Origin of the sequence: Photobacterium lipolyticum (genome assembly GCF_003026475.1) — a bacterium.
Classification (GTDB): domain Bacteria; phylum Pseudomonadota; class Gammaproteobacteria; order Enterobacterales; family Vibrionaceae; genus Photobacterium; species Photobacterium lipolyticum.
The window spans coordinates 27,001-41,580 of sequence record NZ_PYMC01000017.1 but is presented as its reverse complement, the minus strand read 5'-3'; the positions used below and the strand labels follow the sequence as shown (position 1 = coordinate 41,580).

Genomic DNA, 14,580 nt, shown 5'->3' with positions numbered 1-14,580 from the left:
CAGCAATGACTAAGGAAACTCAACTACAAGTTGAAGCAATTAAAAATGGTTCTGTTATCGACCATATTCCCGCCAATGTGGGTATCAAAGTACTGAAACTGTTCCAGATGCACAAAACCAACCAGCGTGTGACTGTCGGTCTTAACCTGCCGTCTTCAGCATTGGGTGCAAAGGATCTTATCAAGATTGAAAACATTCTCCTCAGTGAAGACCAGGCTAACCAGCTTGCCTTGTATGCGCCTAACGCAACCGTCAATCAGATTGAAAATTATGAAGTGGTTAAAAAGCTGACGCTGTCGCTCCCAGAGAACGTCAATGCGATTTTCAAGTGCCCGAATAGCAACTGTATTACCCATAATGAACCAGTTGACAGTAGTTTTGCTGTCACCGCGAAGAAAGAAGATGTACAGCTGAAGTGTAAATACTGCGAAAAAGTCTTCTCACGCGAAATCGTCACCGAGCGTAACTAATGAGCCATCGAGCCGCACATAGGGCTTAAAACCGCATTCATAATAAAAAAGCCAGCCCATTTATCGAGCTGGCTTTTTTCTCAGATCCGAGACACTCCCCTTCATCTGCAACTTCTACCTTTGAATTAACACTTATAAAACCTGATTCAGCCCCTATCGCAGCAACGCTGAACCAAGTCTTTTCAAAGGACTGTGGTATGAAGTTATTTATTGTTTTTTCCTGGTATAAACGTGCCTGCAAGACATTCACTGCGCGCATGATGGCTATAGTATGCATCGCCGCGATGGTTACCGGCTGCATCACGACCAATGGCCCGATCAGCCAGACGCCCGCCAATAATGCTAATCAATTAGTGGTCATTGGGGTGCCCATATTACTGGGCGGGTTTGGCTCATCCGTACCCATCAACGATAGCTATCAGATTACCGCCAAGCACGTTGCCCGCTTGTCATGGGATCTCGATGTCATTCACCACCCGTACTGTGATCTGTCCTTAATACGCACCTCTTCCAAGCATGTGCCTAGCTGGGGACTAATCTACCCCGATCAGACGGTCACCCACGAAGGCCACTCATTACTGGGCAACAGCGTCAAAGGCGAAGGGAAATACCTGCAGGATGTTATCGATACCAATACCGACTGTCTGTATTCATTGAGCGATGCCCCGGTGATGTCAGGAATGAGCGGCGGGCCCGTATTCAATGAGGCCGGCGAGATCGTTGGCATTACTGTTGCGATTGTGCATAACCCGGAAGATCTCACGAACTTGCGACCTGCCGAGCGCTATAGCCAATTTGTTCCTGCTACCTTAATTTTTGACTGGCTAAAACAGCTTGGTATCGATACCTCTCATGCCTCCCCTGAGCTGGCTGGCGTACAAGTTTCTTCTTATGTCAATCAGTTAAACCAGCAACAAGCTCGCCAGCCTGAGCCCCAGGTGGCTCAGGCAATACCGTCTCAGTCCAGTATCAGCTCCAATAAAACTGACAATCATAGTCTCACAAATGAAATGGGATATAATTCTTATTTTTAGTAATCCAGCCAGGTTATTATTTGGTGACAAGGGTCAAATTACCCCGTTAGAGTTACTGTTATTATCCTTATGCAGGATTATGCAACACTTGCATAATTACTGTGCCATAAAACAATAATGATACGATCTTTGTACCCAATAATAAGGAGTTGCCCGTGAATGGATACGATATGCACGGTGCGATAGATGCGGCGGCAGTTGATGAAAGCATCATGACTGCGTGTAAACGCCTGCTGCAACAGCAAAGCTTTACCACCCAGGATGATATTCGCCACCGACTCATTGCGCTCGGTTACGACGATGTCAGCCAATCAACAGTATCACGCCTGCTCTCTCGACTCGGGGTTGCGAAGGTACCTAATGCCTACGGCAAAAAAGTGTATTGCCTGACTGTTGAAAATGAACCCGTACAGGTTAGCTCATCCATTGCATCACAAATTGAATTCATTACCCATAATCAACTGGTTGTCGTGGTAAAAACCCACCCTGGTGGCGCACAGCTCGTCGCCCGTCTTATCGATATCCAGCCGCATGATGAGATTTTAGGGACTGTCGGCGGCAACGATACGGTAATGGTTGCCCCTAAAGATATCAACCGTATTGAAGAGTGCGAGAAAGTCGTCAAAGCACGACTCGGTATACCCGTTTAATTGGGTATCAGCAAGCACTGAACATCACGCTTTTCTCTTTGATATGTGGCATGACACAGCGGCATCAAACCCTTTGACCTGAAAGGCGTTGCGCTGCAAACTAGGACGCCAGCGTCAACGACTGGCATTACTACCCACGTTGTGAATGATTTAGTAAGGATAATCAATGACTCAAGTTCTACATACTGATCAGGCTCCAGCCGCTATCGGCCCTTATGTTCAAGGTGTTGATCTCGGTAACATGGTTTTGACTTCCGGCCAGATCCCAGTGAACCCTATTACAGGGGAAGTTGCTGAAGCTATCGCAGAGCAAGCTCGTCAGTCACTGGACAATGTAAAAGCGGTTGTTGAGTCTTCAGGCCTGAAAGTTGCTGACATCGTTAAAATGACCGTCTTTGTAAAAGATCTCAATGACTTTGCCACCGTAAATGAAGTGTATGGTAAGTTCTTCGATGAGCACAACGCCCCTTACCCGGCACGTTCATGTGTTGAAGTGGCGCGCCTGCCTAAAGATGTAAAAATCGAAATAGAAGCCATTGCGGTACGCAAGTAATCCGGTTTCAGGTCAAAAAAAAGCTGCCTCGGGCAGCTTTTTTTATTTATATACCCAAACAGATTAATGATGAATAACATGCTTTAGTACCTGTGGAAACCAGGCCGTAAATTGCTGAGGAGCCGTCGCTAATGCTTGCTCTAATTCTGATTGTGACCACCAGCGATAAGCCATCACTTCGTTCAGGTTTGGCGCCATCTCGATTGTGTTAATGTTGGCGACCAAGACATGATCCAGCTCATGTTCAGTCAGCTGGTTATCCAGCTCGGCACGATAAACAAAGCTCGCAATATCATGCAACTGAGTAATACCGGTAATACCCATTTCTTCTTCTAAACGTCGTAATCCAGCTTGCTCTATCGTTTCGTTCTGCCTTGGGTGTGAACAGCATGTATTGGTCCACAAACCACCGCTGTGATATTTACCCAACGCGCGCTGGTGCATTAAAAACTCTCTTCCCTGTGCCGTTTCACGATACAACAAAACAGAAAAAGCCAAATGCAGTGCCCCTTCACGATGCGCTTGCATTTTTTCCTGCACGCCTTGCACCTGCCCCTGCGGATCGACTAATACAACCTGCTCTTCAATCATTGCTTATCTGTCTTCTACACAAAATAAAAAATAAAAAGGACATGTAATTAACATGTCCTTAATTTAATAGTGGCACTTTTTAATAACGGATCAATCCATCGTGCTCATTAGTGCATGTAATTCTACTATCACAAGCTGATTTTATGCTGAACGCTTTGCCACTTCGGCATTCAATTCAGCAAGTTTATCTTCCATCATAGTACGACATTTATTCGACAGCTCGCGCACGTCTTCTTTCGATAGACCTTCGGTGGATACTGGCGGTAAAACTTCAACGATCACCACACCATTATCCCAACGGTTCATTTTTACATTTTCTGTCGAGCTACAAACAATCGGCACAACAGGGACACCGGCACCAATCGCGGCATGAAATGCACCGGTTTTAAATGGCAGCAAACCGCGGCCACGTGAACGGGTGCCTTCAGGAAACATCCATACCGAGACCTGAAGTTGCTTGATCTTCTCTACTATCTGGCCGATGGTTCCCACAGCCCTGCTGCGGTTTGCACGGTCAATCAAAATATTACCCGTGATCCAGTAAAGCTGTCCAAACAGCGGCATCCAAATCAGGCTTTTTTTACCAACCGTTACAGTACGGGGCATGATGGCACCAGAGACCGTAAACAGATCAAAGTTATTCTGGTGGTTGGCAACATAGATGCTGGCCCCTACATCTTCGGCCCCTTCGGCAAAACGGAGTTCCAGTTTCATCCCCAAAATACGCGCCATCTTACAAAAATGACGGCCAACGATGTGAACATTTTTCGGGTTGCGCGGGCTCAACAAACAGTAGCCGCAACCAAATACAAACATGACCACGGCAAAAATTGCGATAGCGACAACGCGCAATAAAAATATCATGGAGCTCTCCTCAGCGTACAAGCGTTCGCTAGTATACTCAGGCAAAGAGAAATTACATCAATTATGTGGATATATTGAACGTAAACTTCGTTGCTCTCACAATCCTGAAGCGATTATACCAATCGGCAGAAACAACAAACCCTCCGTATAGGAGGGCCTGAAAAATACACTTACTTTCTAAAACGAAGGGTTAGATCAACAGGAAAAACTCTCCTGATTGGAATTATTCAGTATTAGCTGAAGGTTGCGTATTTGATGTCACTTCAAGTCGAGTAACGCGCTGAAGACCACGCGGCAACATCGTACCCCGGCGTCCACGCTCGCCACGGAAGTTATCAAGGTCTGTCTGTTTCAAGCCAAGCTTGCGCTTACCGGCATGTAACGTCACCTGGCATCCTTGCGGCAATACGACTAACTGCGACAAGAACTCTTCACGAGATTTAGAGCGAGCGGCCGGAATGTTGATAATTTTATTGCCCTTACCTTTACCTAATTGCGGTAAATCTTTAATCGGGAACAACAACATTCGCCCTTCATTGGTGATCGCCAAAATTTCATCATTATTTAAATCAAATATTGGCTGGGGTGGCATCACCGCAGAGTTCTCAGGTACCGTTAACAGCGCTTTACCGCTCTTGTTCTTCGATACCATATCCGTGCTCTTACAGATGAAACCGTACCCCGCATCAGAGCCCATTAACCACATCTGCTCATCTTCTGCCATTAACACCTGACGCATATTCGTGCCTGGTGTTAGGTTCAGGCGCCCCGTTACAGGCTCCCCCTGGCTACGTGCAGAAGGCAAGCTGTGGGATTCAAGCGCATAGCTTCGACCATCCGAACCGATCAAGATCGCCGGCAAGTTACTCTTACCGCGCGCATGGGCGAGATAATTATCACCGGACTTATAACTTAAGCTACTTGGGTCAACATCATGACCTTTAGCGTGACGGATCCAGCCTTTTTCAGACAACACAACCGTGATAGCTTCACTTGGGATCAAGTCACGTTCGGTCAGAGCTTTTGCTTCTGCACGCTCAACGAGTGGCGAACGACGATCATCGCCATACTTCTCAGCATCGGCTAAAATTTCTTTCTTAATCAGCGTATTCAGACGACGCTCAGAGCCCAGCAGCTTCTCTAGATAATCTCGCTCTATCGCCAGTTCATCTTGCTCGCCGCGGATCTTGATCTCTTCAAGCTTCGCCAGTTGACGCAGTTTGATTTCAAGAATGGCATCAGCCTGAATCACACTCAATTCAAAGCGCGACATCAGCTCGGCTTTCGGGTCTTCTTCAGTACGGATGATCTCAATCACTTCGTCGATATTGAGATAGGCCGCTAATAAACCCTCAAGAATATGTAAGCGCGCAATCACTTTATCCAGACGGTACTGCAAACGACGACGCACCGTAGTACGACGGTATTCCAGCCATTCATTGACAATGTGCAGCAACCCTTTGACTTGCGGACGGCCATCAAGCCCCAGCATATTCAGGTTTACCCGGAAACTCTTTTCCAAATCGGTCGAGACAAACAGGTGATTCATCAACTGCTCGCAATCAATACGGTTAGAGCGCGGGACAATGACGATACGCGTTGGATTCTCATGATCCGATTCATCACGCAAATCGTCGACCATTGGCAGCTTCTTCGCACGCATCTGGTTGGCAATCTGTTCAAGTAATTTGGCACCGGATACCTGGTGGGGCAAAGAAGAAATGACGATGTCGCCATTCTCTTTATGCCATACCGCACGCATCTTAATGCTGCCCTTACCGGTGCGATACACTTTCTTCAAATCACTCTTTGAAGTAATGATTTCCGCTTCGGTTGGGTAATCCGGACCTTTGACAAATTCCATAATGTCATCGAGATCCGCCTTCGGATTCTCGATCAAATGGACGGCAGCACCTGCGACTTCTCGCGCATTATGCGGCGGAATATCAGTCGCCATTCCCACCGCAATACCGGTAATACCGTTCAGTAAAATATGCGGTAAGCGTGCCGGCAGCATTTTCGGCTCATTCATGGTGCCATCAAAGTTCGGCACCCAGTCAGCGGTTCCCTGGCCTAATTCACTCAGCAGGACTTCAGAGAAACGCGACAAGCGGGATTCGGTATAACGCATTGCCGCGAATGATTTAGGATCATCGGGCGCGCCCCAGTTACCTTGACCATCGACTAACGGATAGCGGTAGGAGAAAGGCTGTGCCATCAATACCATGGCTTCATAGCAGGCAGAATCGCCATGGGGATGATATTTACCCAGCACATCACCAACGGTACGTGCTGATTTCTTATATTTTGCCGTCGCTGACAAGCCCAGCTCTGACATCGCGTAGATAATACGGCGCTGTACCGGCTTAAGACCATCACCAATAAAAGGTAAGGCACGATCCATGATTACGTACATGGAGTAATTCAAATAAGCGTCTTCGGTAAACTTCCGTAACGGAAGCTGTTCAACGCCATCCATTGAGACATCAGTCATCGTGGGGTAATCCGTTTAATATTTTTCGTTGTTAATCGCTGTTCGCTCAGGCAAACAGCGATCAAACTCAATCTTGTGCATGTTTCGTATATAACAGGTACGTAATTCGTACATAGCCTAATTGAATCAGACTTCAGCCATATCCCCTTTATCTTGCAACCAGTGACGACGGTCTTCGGCACGCTTCTTACCGAGTAACATGTCCATCATTTCATTGGTCTGCTGATCATCATCAATGGTCAACTGAACCAAACGGCGAGTATTAGGATCCATCGTAGTTTCACGCAGCTGCAACGGGTTCATCTCACCCAGACCTTTAAATCGCTGGACGTTCACTTTGCCTCGCTTGCTGCTGAGGCGATCTAAGATGCCATTTTTTTCTGCTTCATCAAGCGCGTAGTAAACTTCTTTGGCTAAATCGATACGATACAGCGGAGGCATGGCAATATAGACGTGACCTGCGCGAACCAAGGCTTGGAAGTGCTTCATGAATAATGCACACAGCAAGGTGGCGATATGCAGACCATCGGAATCCGCATCGGCAAGAACGCAGATTTTGCCGTAACGTAAGCCGCTCAGATCATCACTATCCGGGTCGATGCCCAGCGCCACCGAAATATCATGGACTTCTTGTGATGCCAGTACCTGATCAGCAGACACTTCCCAGGTATTCAGGATCTTACCGCGCAGCGGCATAATGGCCTGGAACATCCGATCCCGCGCCTGTTTGGCTGAACCACCCGCCGAGTCACCTTCGACTAAGAAAAGCTCTGTCCGGTTAAGATCCTGCTGCGAACAATCTGCCAACTTTCCTGGCAGTGCCGGGCCGGATGCGATTTTTTTACGGACCACTTTCTTACTGGCACGCATTCGGCGATGGGCATTGGCAATACACACTTCTGCCAGCTGTTCGGCAAGTTGCGGCCGTTCATTCAGCCACAGGCTGAAAGCATCTTTAATGACGCCAGACACAAAGGCTGCACACTGGCGGGACGACAAGCGCTCTTTGGTCTGACCCGCAAATTGCGGATCCTGCATTTTCACTGACAATACGTACGCACAGCGATCCCAGATATCATCGGCAGTCAGCTTCACCCCTCGCGGCAGCAAGTTACGAAATTCACAGAACTCACGCATCGCATCGAGCAGGCCCTGGCGCAGGCCATTAACATGGGTCCCCCCCTGAGCGGTCGGGATGAGGTTAACATAACTCTCGGTAATGAGCTCGCCGCCTTCTGGCAACCAGAGCAATGCCCAGTCCGCAGCTTCTGTCTGACCACTGAAGGCACCGGTAAACGGCTCTTCCGGCAGCAAGGTGTAACCTTTAACCCCTTCGGCCAGGTAATCTTTCAGGCCGTCTTCGTAACACCAGCGAATGGTTTCGCTGGTCGCTTGATCGGTAAAGACTATCTCAAGCCCCGGGCAGAGTACCGCCTTCGCCTTAAGAACGTTTTTCAAACGGGTAACAGAAAATTTAGCGCTATCGAAGTATTTAGCATCCGGCCAGAAATGAACGCGGGTACCTTTGGCACGGCGGCCACAGGTACCAACCACTTCCAGCTCGGAGACTTTATCGCCATTCTCAAAAGCAATTTCATAAATCTGGCCATCACGCTTTACTGACACTTCAACGCGAGTAGACAGGGCGTTAACCACTGAAATACCTACCCCGTGCAAGCCACCAGAAAACTGATAGTTATCACCTGAAAACTTACCGCCGGCATGTAACTTACATAAAATAAGCTCGACACCAGACACCCCTTCGACAGGGTGGATATCTACGGGCATACCGCGGCCATCATCGATCACTTCCAACGACTGATCAGCATGAAGGATGACTTCTACTTTACGGGCGTGGCCAGCCAGTGCCTCATCGACACTGTTATCAATTACTTCTTGGCCCAGGTGGTTTGGTCGCACCGTATCGGTGTACATGCCGGGACGGCGTTGTACTGGCTCAAGGCCATTCAGAACCTCAATGGCTCCGGCGTTATAGCTTTTCTCTGTCATATCACGGAAGGTTACTAGAAATTTTTGCAACAATAGTCAGTAACCCCAGCCCGGTTGTCAAGCTGAGGTCAACGGTAATACCCACATTTGTGAGTCGGGTTATAGCCTTAATTGTCGGGTTATCCCCTCAATGTCCGGTTATAACCTTAAATAAGTAGAGAATCAGCGGCAGATCACAACCCGAGGAATTGGATTATATCGGCAGGAAAACGTTCAAATTCAACAAAACTATGGTCACCATCAGGCTCCAGAGTCTGTTTACAGGCGGCATATTTCGTAACAGCCTGACGATAGTCCAGCACCTCATCGCCCATTTGCTGTAATAACCAGAAAAGTTCAGGGTGCGTGACCTGCTGAACATCCATGGCTTTTAAATCATCCATATGCTGTGGTTCAAGACAGTATTTCTCATGGGTATAAGGGTTAACTTGCTCTCCCAGATACTCAACCAGCAGCTCATAAGGTTTCACTGCAGGGTTCACCAAAACTGCGGGGAATTGATAACGGCTATTCAACCATGTTGAGATATACCCCCCCAGCGAACTGCCAACCAGTCCAATTTTGTATTCGTGTTTCAGCTCACTCACTAATTCGTCAATGAACGTTGCAGCTTGAGCAGGATAGCACGGTATTTGCGGGATCACGACGCGAATATCAGGACGGTGCTGCTGGCAGTAATCAGCCATCACTCTGGCTTTCAGTGACTGAGGTGAACTGTTAAACCCGTGAATGTAAAGTAACAAAGGCTTCATTTAATAACCTACAGCATCAAATTCTGGGGTAAAGCAATTGCCTTGTAAACGCGATACCGCAGTATTGAGCTGCCCGTCACGGGTTAATTCAAGGTAACGCCAACCCGGGGAGATTTTATCCAGGGCAAAATCATTGGAATCAGGCAAAAACTGGATGCAAGTCGATGGTGTGGCGAGCACCCGCACCCCGCGATAAGTACGATCTAACTCCTGATGAATATGGCCACACAGTATCGTGCTGACCTTCGGGTATTTGCCAATCACCTGCCAGAAGGCATCACTATTATGCAGCTGATGTTGATCAAGCCAGGTACTGCCAGCATCCAGTGGATGGTGATGCAATAATACCAATGCATGGCGATCAGGATAAGCTGCCAGCGCCTGATCCAACATCGTAAGCTGCGCTTCGCTCAACTCACCGTGGGGAACACCTGGCACCTGGCTATCAAGCAAAATCACCTGCCAGTAATCACCCGCCAGCACTTGCTCACATGACTTAATTTGCGCCGAAGGCAACACAGACTGCATGCTGGGCTGAAAATCATGATTACCAGGTAACCAGAAGCACGGCTGTGGCCAGCGCGCAATACCGCCAGCAAAATACTGATAAGAAACTCGACTGTGGTCTTGTGAAATATCACCCGTAGCCACAATCGCATCAAACGGGCGTGCAGCCGCGTCTACAGCATCCAATACTGCATGAAAACTATCTTTAGTCACCACGCCCAATAAGCTACCTGCTTCATCAGCAAATAGATGGGTGTCGGTGATCTGGAGTAGGGCCACACTATCCGGGTTCGTTTGTGGCAGCGAATACGTCTGCAAAACGTTAAAAACCTTGTCTGTTTAATTCAAATCTAATTAGCTCAGCATACTTCTGTCGCTGTTTAACAAACCGACTGTTTACTGATCCCATTTTTCAGGCAATATGCCAGCCAGTCCCCCAAAAAGCGATTAACCTGATGTTTCTCGTCTTTTTGGCACATCCGTAAATTCGGGTAATCATACCTTGGCTTAAGTCTCGAAATCTGTTGGGCGCTACACACTTCTGCCACTCTGGCATCGTGGTACAACCGTACGGTGAGTTGGGGGATTAAGTATTCTGCCACATCACCAGTGTTGTGCTGCCATAAACATACCACCGTCGTATAACGGGTTGACTCAATAATTTTCAGTCTGTATTCATGCTCAAAAACCTGATATGCGCACTCATCTCCTACCGCATCATTTTTTGGCAGTAAAGGAAGCAACTTCGCATAGTTGGTTTCATATAATCGCATGAGACCAGCAAGATCAACGGTGTATCTTTTATTCAATCGGTGTCCTTAGACCACTGGGTTTGTAATCGAGAATAGTTTAACTGCAACCATTGTAGCGCAATGATCGAAGCCGCATTCTCTATTTTACCTGATTCGACCCACTGGTACGCCTGTTGGCGTGTCACGACATGAACACGAATATCTTCGCCTTCTTCTTCGAGGCCATGAATGCCTTGTGCTCCGGTGCTATCAATACAACCGACAAACACATCCAGCACCTCAGAACAACCGCCGGAGCTGGAGAGGTAACGGGTGACTTTATCTAAATCCGTCACCGTCAGGCCGGCCTCTTCGACAGCTTCACGACGCACCACATCCTGGGCTGATTCTTCAGGTTCAATAATGCCAGCCACAATTTCCAGCTGCCAGGGTGTACAATCCGCGGCCATCGCACCGACTCTGAATTGTTCAACCAGTACCACCTTATCCTGGATGGGATCATAAGGAAGCAAGGCTGCCGCATGTCCGCGTTCAAACATTTCACGATCCAGCGCTTTACTCCAGCCGCCGGCAAATAACCGGTGACGGAAGCGGTACTTAACCATCCTAAAAAAGCCTTGATATAACATTTCAGTCGACAAAATATCGACATCTTCTTTGCTATACACAATACCATCAAGGCCCGCAGGCATCTTGCTACTCATGCAGTGATCTCCATTTAGCCGTATTTTTTCATTCAAAAGGGTCAGCAGCAATGATCAAATTCAACTTTTTTGATAAATGTTATGGTTTATTTTAAGTCCATACCAATAAATGGATGGATTACAATCAAGACATGCTTAATTAGGCAACGTAATATATAGATTACAATTACATATAGTTAAATATTCAGCTATGTAATGCATAAAACTGCGTTGCGATCAGTTTCAAGCAAGGTATCTTAAGGTACACTCATTATTTGCAACCATTTTATTGTCAGGATCAGGAAAGGCATCCATGAAAAAATTGCTTCCGCTCATTATCAGCGTTGCGCTTGGCGCTTTAAGCCAGGCAGCTCTGGCTGATGATCTCGCCGATATCTACCAACAAGCAAAACAAAACGACCCTCAGTTGTTAAGAGCTGCCGCAGATAAAGATGCAGCCTTTGAGGCAATTAACTCGTCCCGTAGTGCACTACTGCCGCAGATTAACTTAACCGCAGGCTATAATGTAACCCGTCTTGATGGTGATGATGATGGGTTTAACGGTGGTCTGAGCCTGAGTCAATCTATCTATAACCGTTCTAGCTGGGTTAACTTAGACATCGCCGAAAAGGTTGCTCGCCAGAGTGATTCAACTTATGCAGCATCCCAACAAAGTTTGATTCTGCGTGTTGTAAACTCCTACTTTGATGTCCTGAAACGGATGGATGATCTGGAATTTATTCGCGCAGAAAAAGCGGCTGTTGGCCGCCAGCTGGAACAAACCAAACAACGCTTTGAAGTCGGTTTATCTGCAATCACCGACGTGCATGATGCTCAGGCGCAATACGACAATGTATTAGCCGATGAAATCATCAAAGAAAATGCGCTGACGAACAGCTATGAAGAGCTACGTGAAATCACAGGACAGGAACATAAAGAGCTCAACATCCTGGATACCGCACGTTTCTCCACCAGTGCACCGCAAACCGGTGTTCTGGAGCTGGTAAAAGATGCCGAGAACGAAAACCTGACACTGTTAACCGCGCGAATTTCACAAGATATTGCGCGAGATAGCATTTCACTGGCGGAATCTGGCCATTTGCCTACCCTGTCGTTTGATGCTGGCTACAACTACAACGAGTTAAACCAGTTCAATGATGATGGCACTATCACTGCGGGTATTAATCTGAACCTGCCGGTTTATACTGGTGGCAGAACAACCTCAGAAGTGAAACAAGCGCAGTTCAACTACATTTCGGCCAGTGAAAATCTGGAAGGATCATACCGTAGCGTCGTAAAAGATGTCCGTGCGTTCTATAACAATATCAATGCATCTATCGGTTCTGTACGTGCTTATCAGCAATCTGTGATTTCTGCCCAGTCTGCACTCGAAGCGACAGAAGCGGGATTTGATGTAGGCACACGTACTATTGTTGACGTATTAGATTCCACCCGTCGCCTTTACGATGCTAACCGCCAGCTGGCTAATGCGCGCTATGATTACATCTTGAATCAGATACAGCTTAAGCAGGCCGTTGGTTCGCTCAATGAGCAAGACATCATCGATATCAATGTCGGCTTGATAAAAAGTAAATAATACTCTGAACGTTGTGGCCATGAATAAGCTCGACGTCAGGTAAAATGTAAAAAGCGCCATTATCTGGCGCTTTTTTTATAACGGCATTATTACGGAAGGCCGATTATCCACGCCCGCCACGGATCGATTCAATAATTTCAGTGGTAGAACAGCCATCTTCAAAATTCAGCACCCGAACTTCTCCACCAGCGGCAATCACTTCTTTACCGCCAGCAATCTCTTCCGGTTTGTAATCGCCACCTTTTACCAGCAGCGTGGGCAGAATTTCGCTAATTAAGCGTTGCGGGGTTTCTTCGGTGAAGGGAACAACCCAATCAACAGCCCCTAATCCGGCCAATACCGCCATCCGGCGATCTTCCGGGTTAACCGGACGACCAGGGCCTTTCAATGCCTGCACCGATGCATCTGAGTTCACGGCAACAATCAGGCGGTCGCCCAATTTTGCGGCCTCATTTAAATAAGCCACATGACCGGCATGCAGAATGTCGAAGCAACCATTGGTCATTACCACTTTCTCACCGCGCCGCTTTGCCGCTTCCACCGCCAATTTCAACTGCTGTTCGGCCATCACACCGAACCCCGTATCCTGACTGCCATAGATCGCATCAGTCAATTCAATCGTTGAAAGGGTTGAGGTACCCAGTTTAGCCACCACAACACCCGCTGCCGCGTTAGCCAGCTTACATGCATCAGACAACGATTTACCCGCGGCCAGTGATGCCGCTAGCACGGAGATCACCGTATCGCCAGCCCCTGTCACATCATAAACTTCCTGAGCCTGGGTAGGCATATGCAGGGGGTCCTGACCTTTTTGCAGCAATGTCATGCCGTGCTCACTACGCGTTACCAGCAGCGCATCGAGATCAAACCGGTCAATCAAGGCCAGACCTTTTTCAACTAACTCTTCTTCGCTGCGCACTTTGCCGGCCACGGTTTCAAACTCTGAAAGGTTTGGCGTCAGCAGGGTTGCACCGCGGTAGCGCTCAAAGTCTGCACCTTTAGGATCGATGAGTACCGGTACCCCCGCGTCATGGGCAAGTTCAATCATTGTGCGGATATGCTCAAGGGCACCTTTGGCATAATCCGATAAAATGACCACCTTCACATGGGGCAGGGATTGCTCTAGGCGCGGTAATATCTTTTCGGCATCCACATCGTGGAAGCCTTCTTCAAAATCAAGCCGAATTAACTGCTGTCCACGACTCATTACGCGTAGTTTGGTGATCGTAGGATATTCAGGTAGTGACACAAAGTCACAGCGCACATCCAGCGAAGATAGTTTTTCGGTTAAGGCTTTAGCCGCTTCATCAATCCCGGTCAGCCCGACTAAACGCGCATGGCCCCCCAACGCAGCAATATTCATCGCCACATTCGCCGCTCCACCAGGGCGTTCTTCAACCTGATCAACCTTTACAATCGGTACCGGCGCTTCCGGCGAAATTCGTGCGGTTGGCCCATACCAATAACGGTCCAGCATGACATCACCAACAACCAGCACATCAGCTTGATCATAATCTGGAAGAGTCAGTTTCATTTTTATCTCCGGGATAGTGAAAACGGCCAGATACTAACATAAAGGTATACCTACAAACAGTTTGTAACAGTTAATCATGATGGCTTTGA

Annotated in this window: 14 protein-coding genes; 5 read left to right on the top strand and 9 right to left on the bottom strand. The window is 47.8% G+C overall.

Annotated features, from left to right (window positions below; translation table 11 throughout):
* Positions 1 to 5 precede the first annotated feature (5 nt).
* From pyrI to C9I89_RS18515, 4 genes are all read left to right on the top strand, one after another.
* Positions 6 to 470: an aspartate carbamoyltransferase regulatory subunit gene (gene pyrI, locus C9I89_RS18530; RefSeq protein WP_107284803.1), complete on the top strand. Its 465-nt coding sequence runs from the start codon at positions 6 to 8 to the stop codon at positions 468 to 470.
* 197 nt (positions 471 to 667) lie between these two features.
* Positions 668 to 1,504, top strand: a complete 837-nt coding sequence (locus C9I89_RS18525; protein WP_245905523.1) for a S1C family serine protease — start codon at positions 668 to 670, stop codon at positions 1,502 to 1,504.
* 170 nt (positions 1,505 to 1,674) lie between these two features.
* On the top strand, positions 1,675 to 2,154 hold the full coding sequence (locus C9I89_RS18520) for an arginine repressor (protein ID WP_170107739.1): 480 nt from the start codon (positions 1,675 to 1,677) through the stop codon (positions 2,152 to 2,154).
* A 166-nt stretch (positions 2,155 to 2,320) separates the two neighbouring features.
* Positions 2,321 to 2,707, top strand: a complete 387-nt coding sequence (locus C9I89_RS18515) for a RidA family protein (RefSeq protein WP_107284801.1) — start codon at positions 2,321 to 2,323, stop codon at positions 2,705 to 2,707.
* Positions 2,708 to 2,770: 63 nt separating this feature from the next.
* Here C9I89_RS18515 and idi read toward each other — a convergent pair whose 3' ends face one another.
* From idi to nudF, 8 genes are all read right to left on the bottom strand, one after another.
* Positions 2,771 to 3,298 (bottom strand): isopentenyl-diphosphate Delta-isomerase, encoded by a 528-nt coding sequence (idi, locus tag C9I89_RS18510; RefSeq protein WP_107284800.1) that lies wholly within the window; start codon positions 3,296 to 3,298, stop codon positions 2,771 to 2,773.
* Between the two features lie 141 nt (positions 3,299 to 3,439).
* On the bottom strand, positions 3,440 to 4,162 hold the full coding sequence (locus C9I89_RS18505; protein WP_107284799.1) for a 1-acylglycerol-3-phosphate O-acyltransferase: 723 nt from the start codon (positions 4,160 to 4,162) through the stop codon (positions 3,440 to 3,442).
* 223 nt (positions 4,163 to 4,385) lie between these two features.
* Positions 4,386 to 6,656, bottom strand: coding sequence for a DNA topoisomerase IV subunit A (gene parC, locus C9I89_RS18500; RefSeq protein WP_107284798.1), 2,271 nt, complete (start codon positions 6,654 to 6,656; stop codon positions 4,386 to 4,388).
* Positions 6,657 to 6,782: 126 nt separating this feature from the next.
* Positions 6,783 to 8,666, bottom strand: a complete 1,884-nt coding sequence (parE, locus tag C9I89_RS18495; protein ID WP_107284797.1) for a DNA topoisomerase IV subunit B — start codon at positions 8,664 to 8,666, stop codon at positions 6,783 to 6,785.
* 173 nt (positions 8,667 to 8,839) lie between these two features.
* A complete protein-coding gene (gene yqiA / locus C9I89_RS18490) occupies positions 8,840 to 9,418 on the bottom strand; it encodes an esterase YqiA (RefSeq protein WP_107284796.1) in 579 nt (192 codons plus the stop codon).
* Entirely contained in the window at positions 9,419 to 10,243 is an 825-nt protein-coding gene (gene cpdA, locus C9I89_RS18485; RefSeq protein WP_107284795.1) for a 3',5'-cyclic-AMP phosphodiesterase, read from the bottom strand. It abuts the gene before it with no gap.
* Positions 10,244 to 10,305: 62 nt separating this feature from the next.
* Positions 10,306 to 10,734 carry a DUF1249 family protein gene (locus C9I89_RS18480; RefSeq protein WP_107284794.1) on the bottom strand — a complete coding sequence of 143 codons (429 nt, stop codon included), beginning with the start codon at positions 10,732 to 10,734 and terminating at the stop codon, positions 10,306 to 10,308.
* Complete coding sequence (gene nudF / locus C9I89_RS18475) at positions 10,731 to 11,381, bottom strand: ADP-ribose diphosphatase (protein WP_211315276.1); 651 nt, start codon at positions 11,379 to 11,381, stop codon at positions 10,731 to 10,733. The genes C9I89_RS18480 and nudF overlap by 4 nt, the downstream gene beginning before the upstream one ends.
* Positions 11,382 to 11,673: 292 nt before the next feature.
* Here nudF and tolC point away from each other — a divergent pair, with 292 nt between their 5' ends.
* The gene (tolC, locus tag C9I89_RS18470; protein WP_107284793.1) at positions 11,674 to 12,957 is read left to right on the top strand and encodes an outer membrane channel protein TolC; all 1,284 of its coding nucleotides are present in this window, start codon (positions 11,674 to 11,676) and stop codon (positions 12,955 to 12,957) included.
* A gap of 103 nt (positions 12,958 to 13,060) precedes the next feature.
* Here the strand turns inward: tolC and hldE are convergent, their stop codons facing one another.
* Entirely contained in the window at positions 13,061 to 14,491 is a 1,431-nt protein-coding gene (gene hldE, locus C9I89_RS18465) for a bifunctional D-glycero-beta-D-manno-heptose-7-phosphate kinase/D-glycero-beta-D-manno-heptose 1-phosphate adenylyltransferase HldE (protein ID WP_107284792.1), read from the bottom strand.
* Positions 14,492 to 14,580: the final 89 nt, after the last annotated feature.

Excerpts from the sequence above, each read along its gene's own strand:
- yqiA (WP_107284796.1), bottom strand. The coding sequence starts at position 9,418 with ATGAAGCCTTTGTTACTTTACATTCACGGGTTTAACAGTTCACCTCAG.
- C9I89_RS18525 (WP_245905523.1), top strand. The coding sequence starts at position 668 with ATGAAGTTATTTATTGTTTTTTCCTGGTATAAACGTGCCTGCAAGACA.
- hldE (WP_107284792.1), bottom strand. The coding sequence starts at position 14,491 with ATGAAACTGACTCTTCCAGATTATGATCAAGCTGATGTGCTGGTTGTT.
- parE (WP_107284797.1), bottom strand. The coding sequence starts at position 8,666 with ATGACAGAGAAAAGCTATAACGCCGGAGCCATTGAGGTTCTGAATGGC.
- pyrI (WP_107284803.1), top strand. The coding sequence starts at position 6 with ATGACTAAGGAAACTCAACTACAAGTTGAAGCAATTAAAAATGGTTCT.
- C9I89_RS18505 (WP_107284799.1), bottom strand. The coding sequence starts at position 4,162 with ATGATATTTTTATTGCGCGTTGTCGCTATCGCAATTTTTGCCGTGGTC.
- parC (WP_107284798.1), bottom strand. The coding sequence starts at position 6,656 with ATGACTGATGTCTCAATGGATGGCGTTGAACAGCTTCCGTTACGGAAG.
- C9I89_RS18520 (WP_170107739.1), top strand. The coding sequence starts at position 1,675 with ATGCACGGTGCGATAGATGCGGCGGCAGTTGATGAAAGCATCATGACT.
- tolC (WP_107284793.1), top strand. The coding sequence starts at position 11,674 with ATGAAAAAATTGCTTCCGCTCATTATCAGCGTTGCGCTTGGCGCTTTA.
- idi (WP_107284800.1), bottom strand. The coding sequence starts at position 3,298 with ATGATTGAAGAGCAGGTTGTATTAGTCGATCCGCAGGGGCAGGTGCAA.
- nudF (WP_211315276.1), bottom strand. The coding sequence starts at position 11,381 with ATGAGTAGCAAGATGCCTGCGGGCCTTGATGGTATTGTGTATAGCAAA.
- C9I89_RS18515 (WP_107284801.1), top strand. The coding sequence starts at position 2,321 with ATGACTCAAGTTCTACATACTGATCAGGCTCCAGCCGCTATCGGCCCT.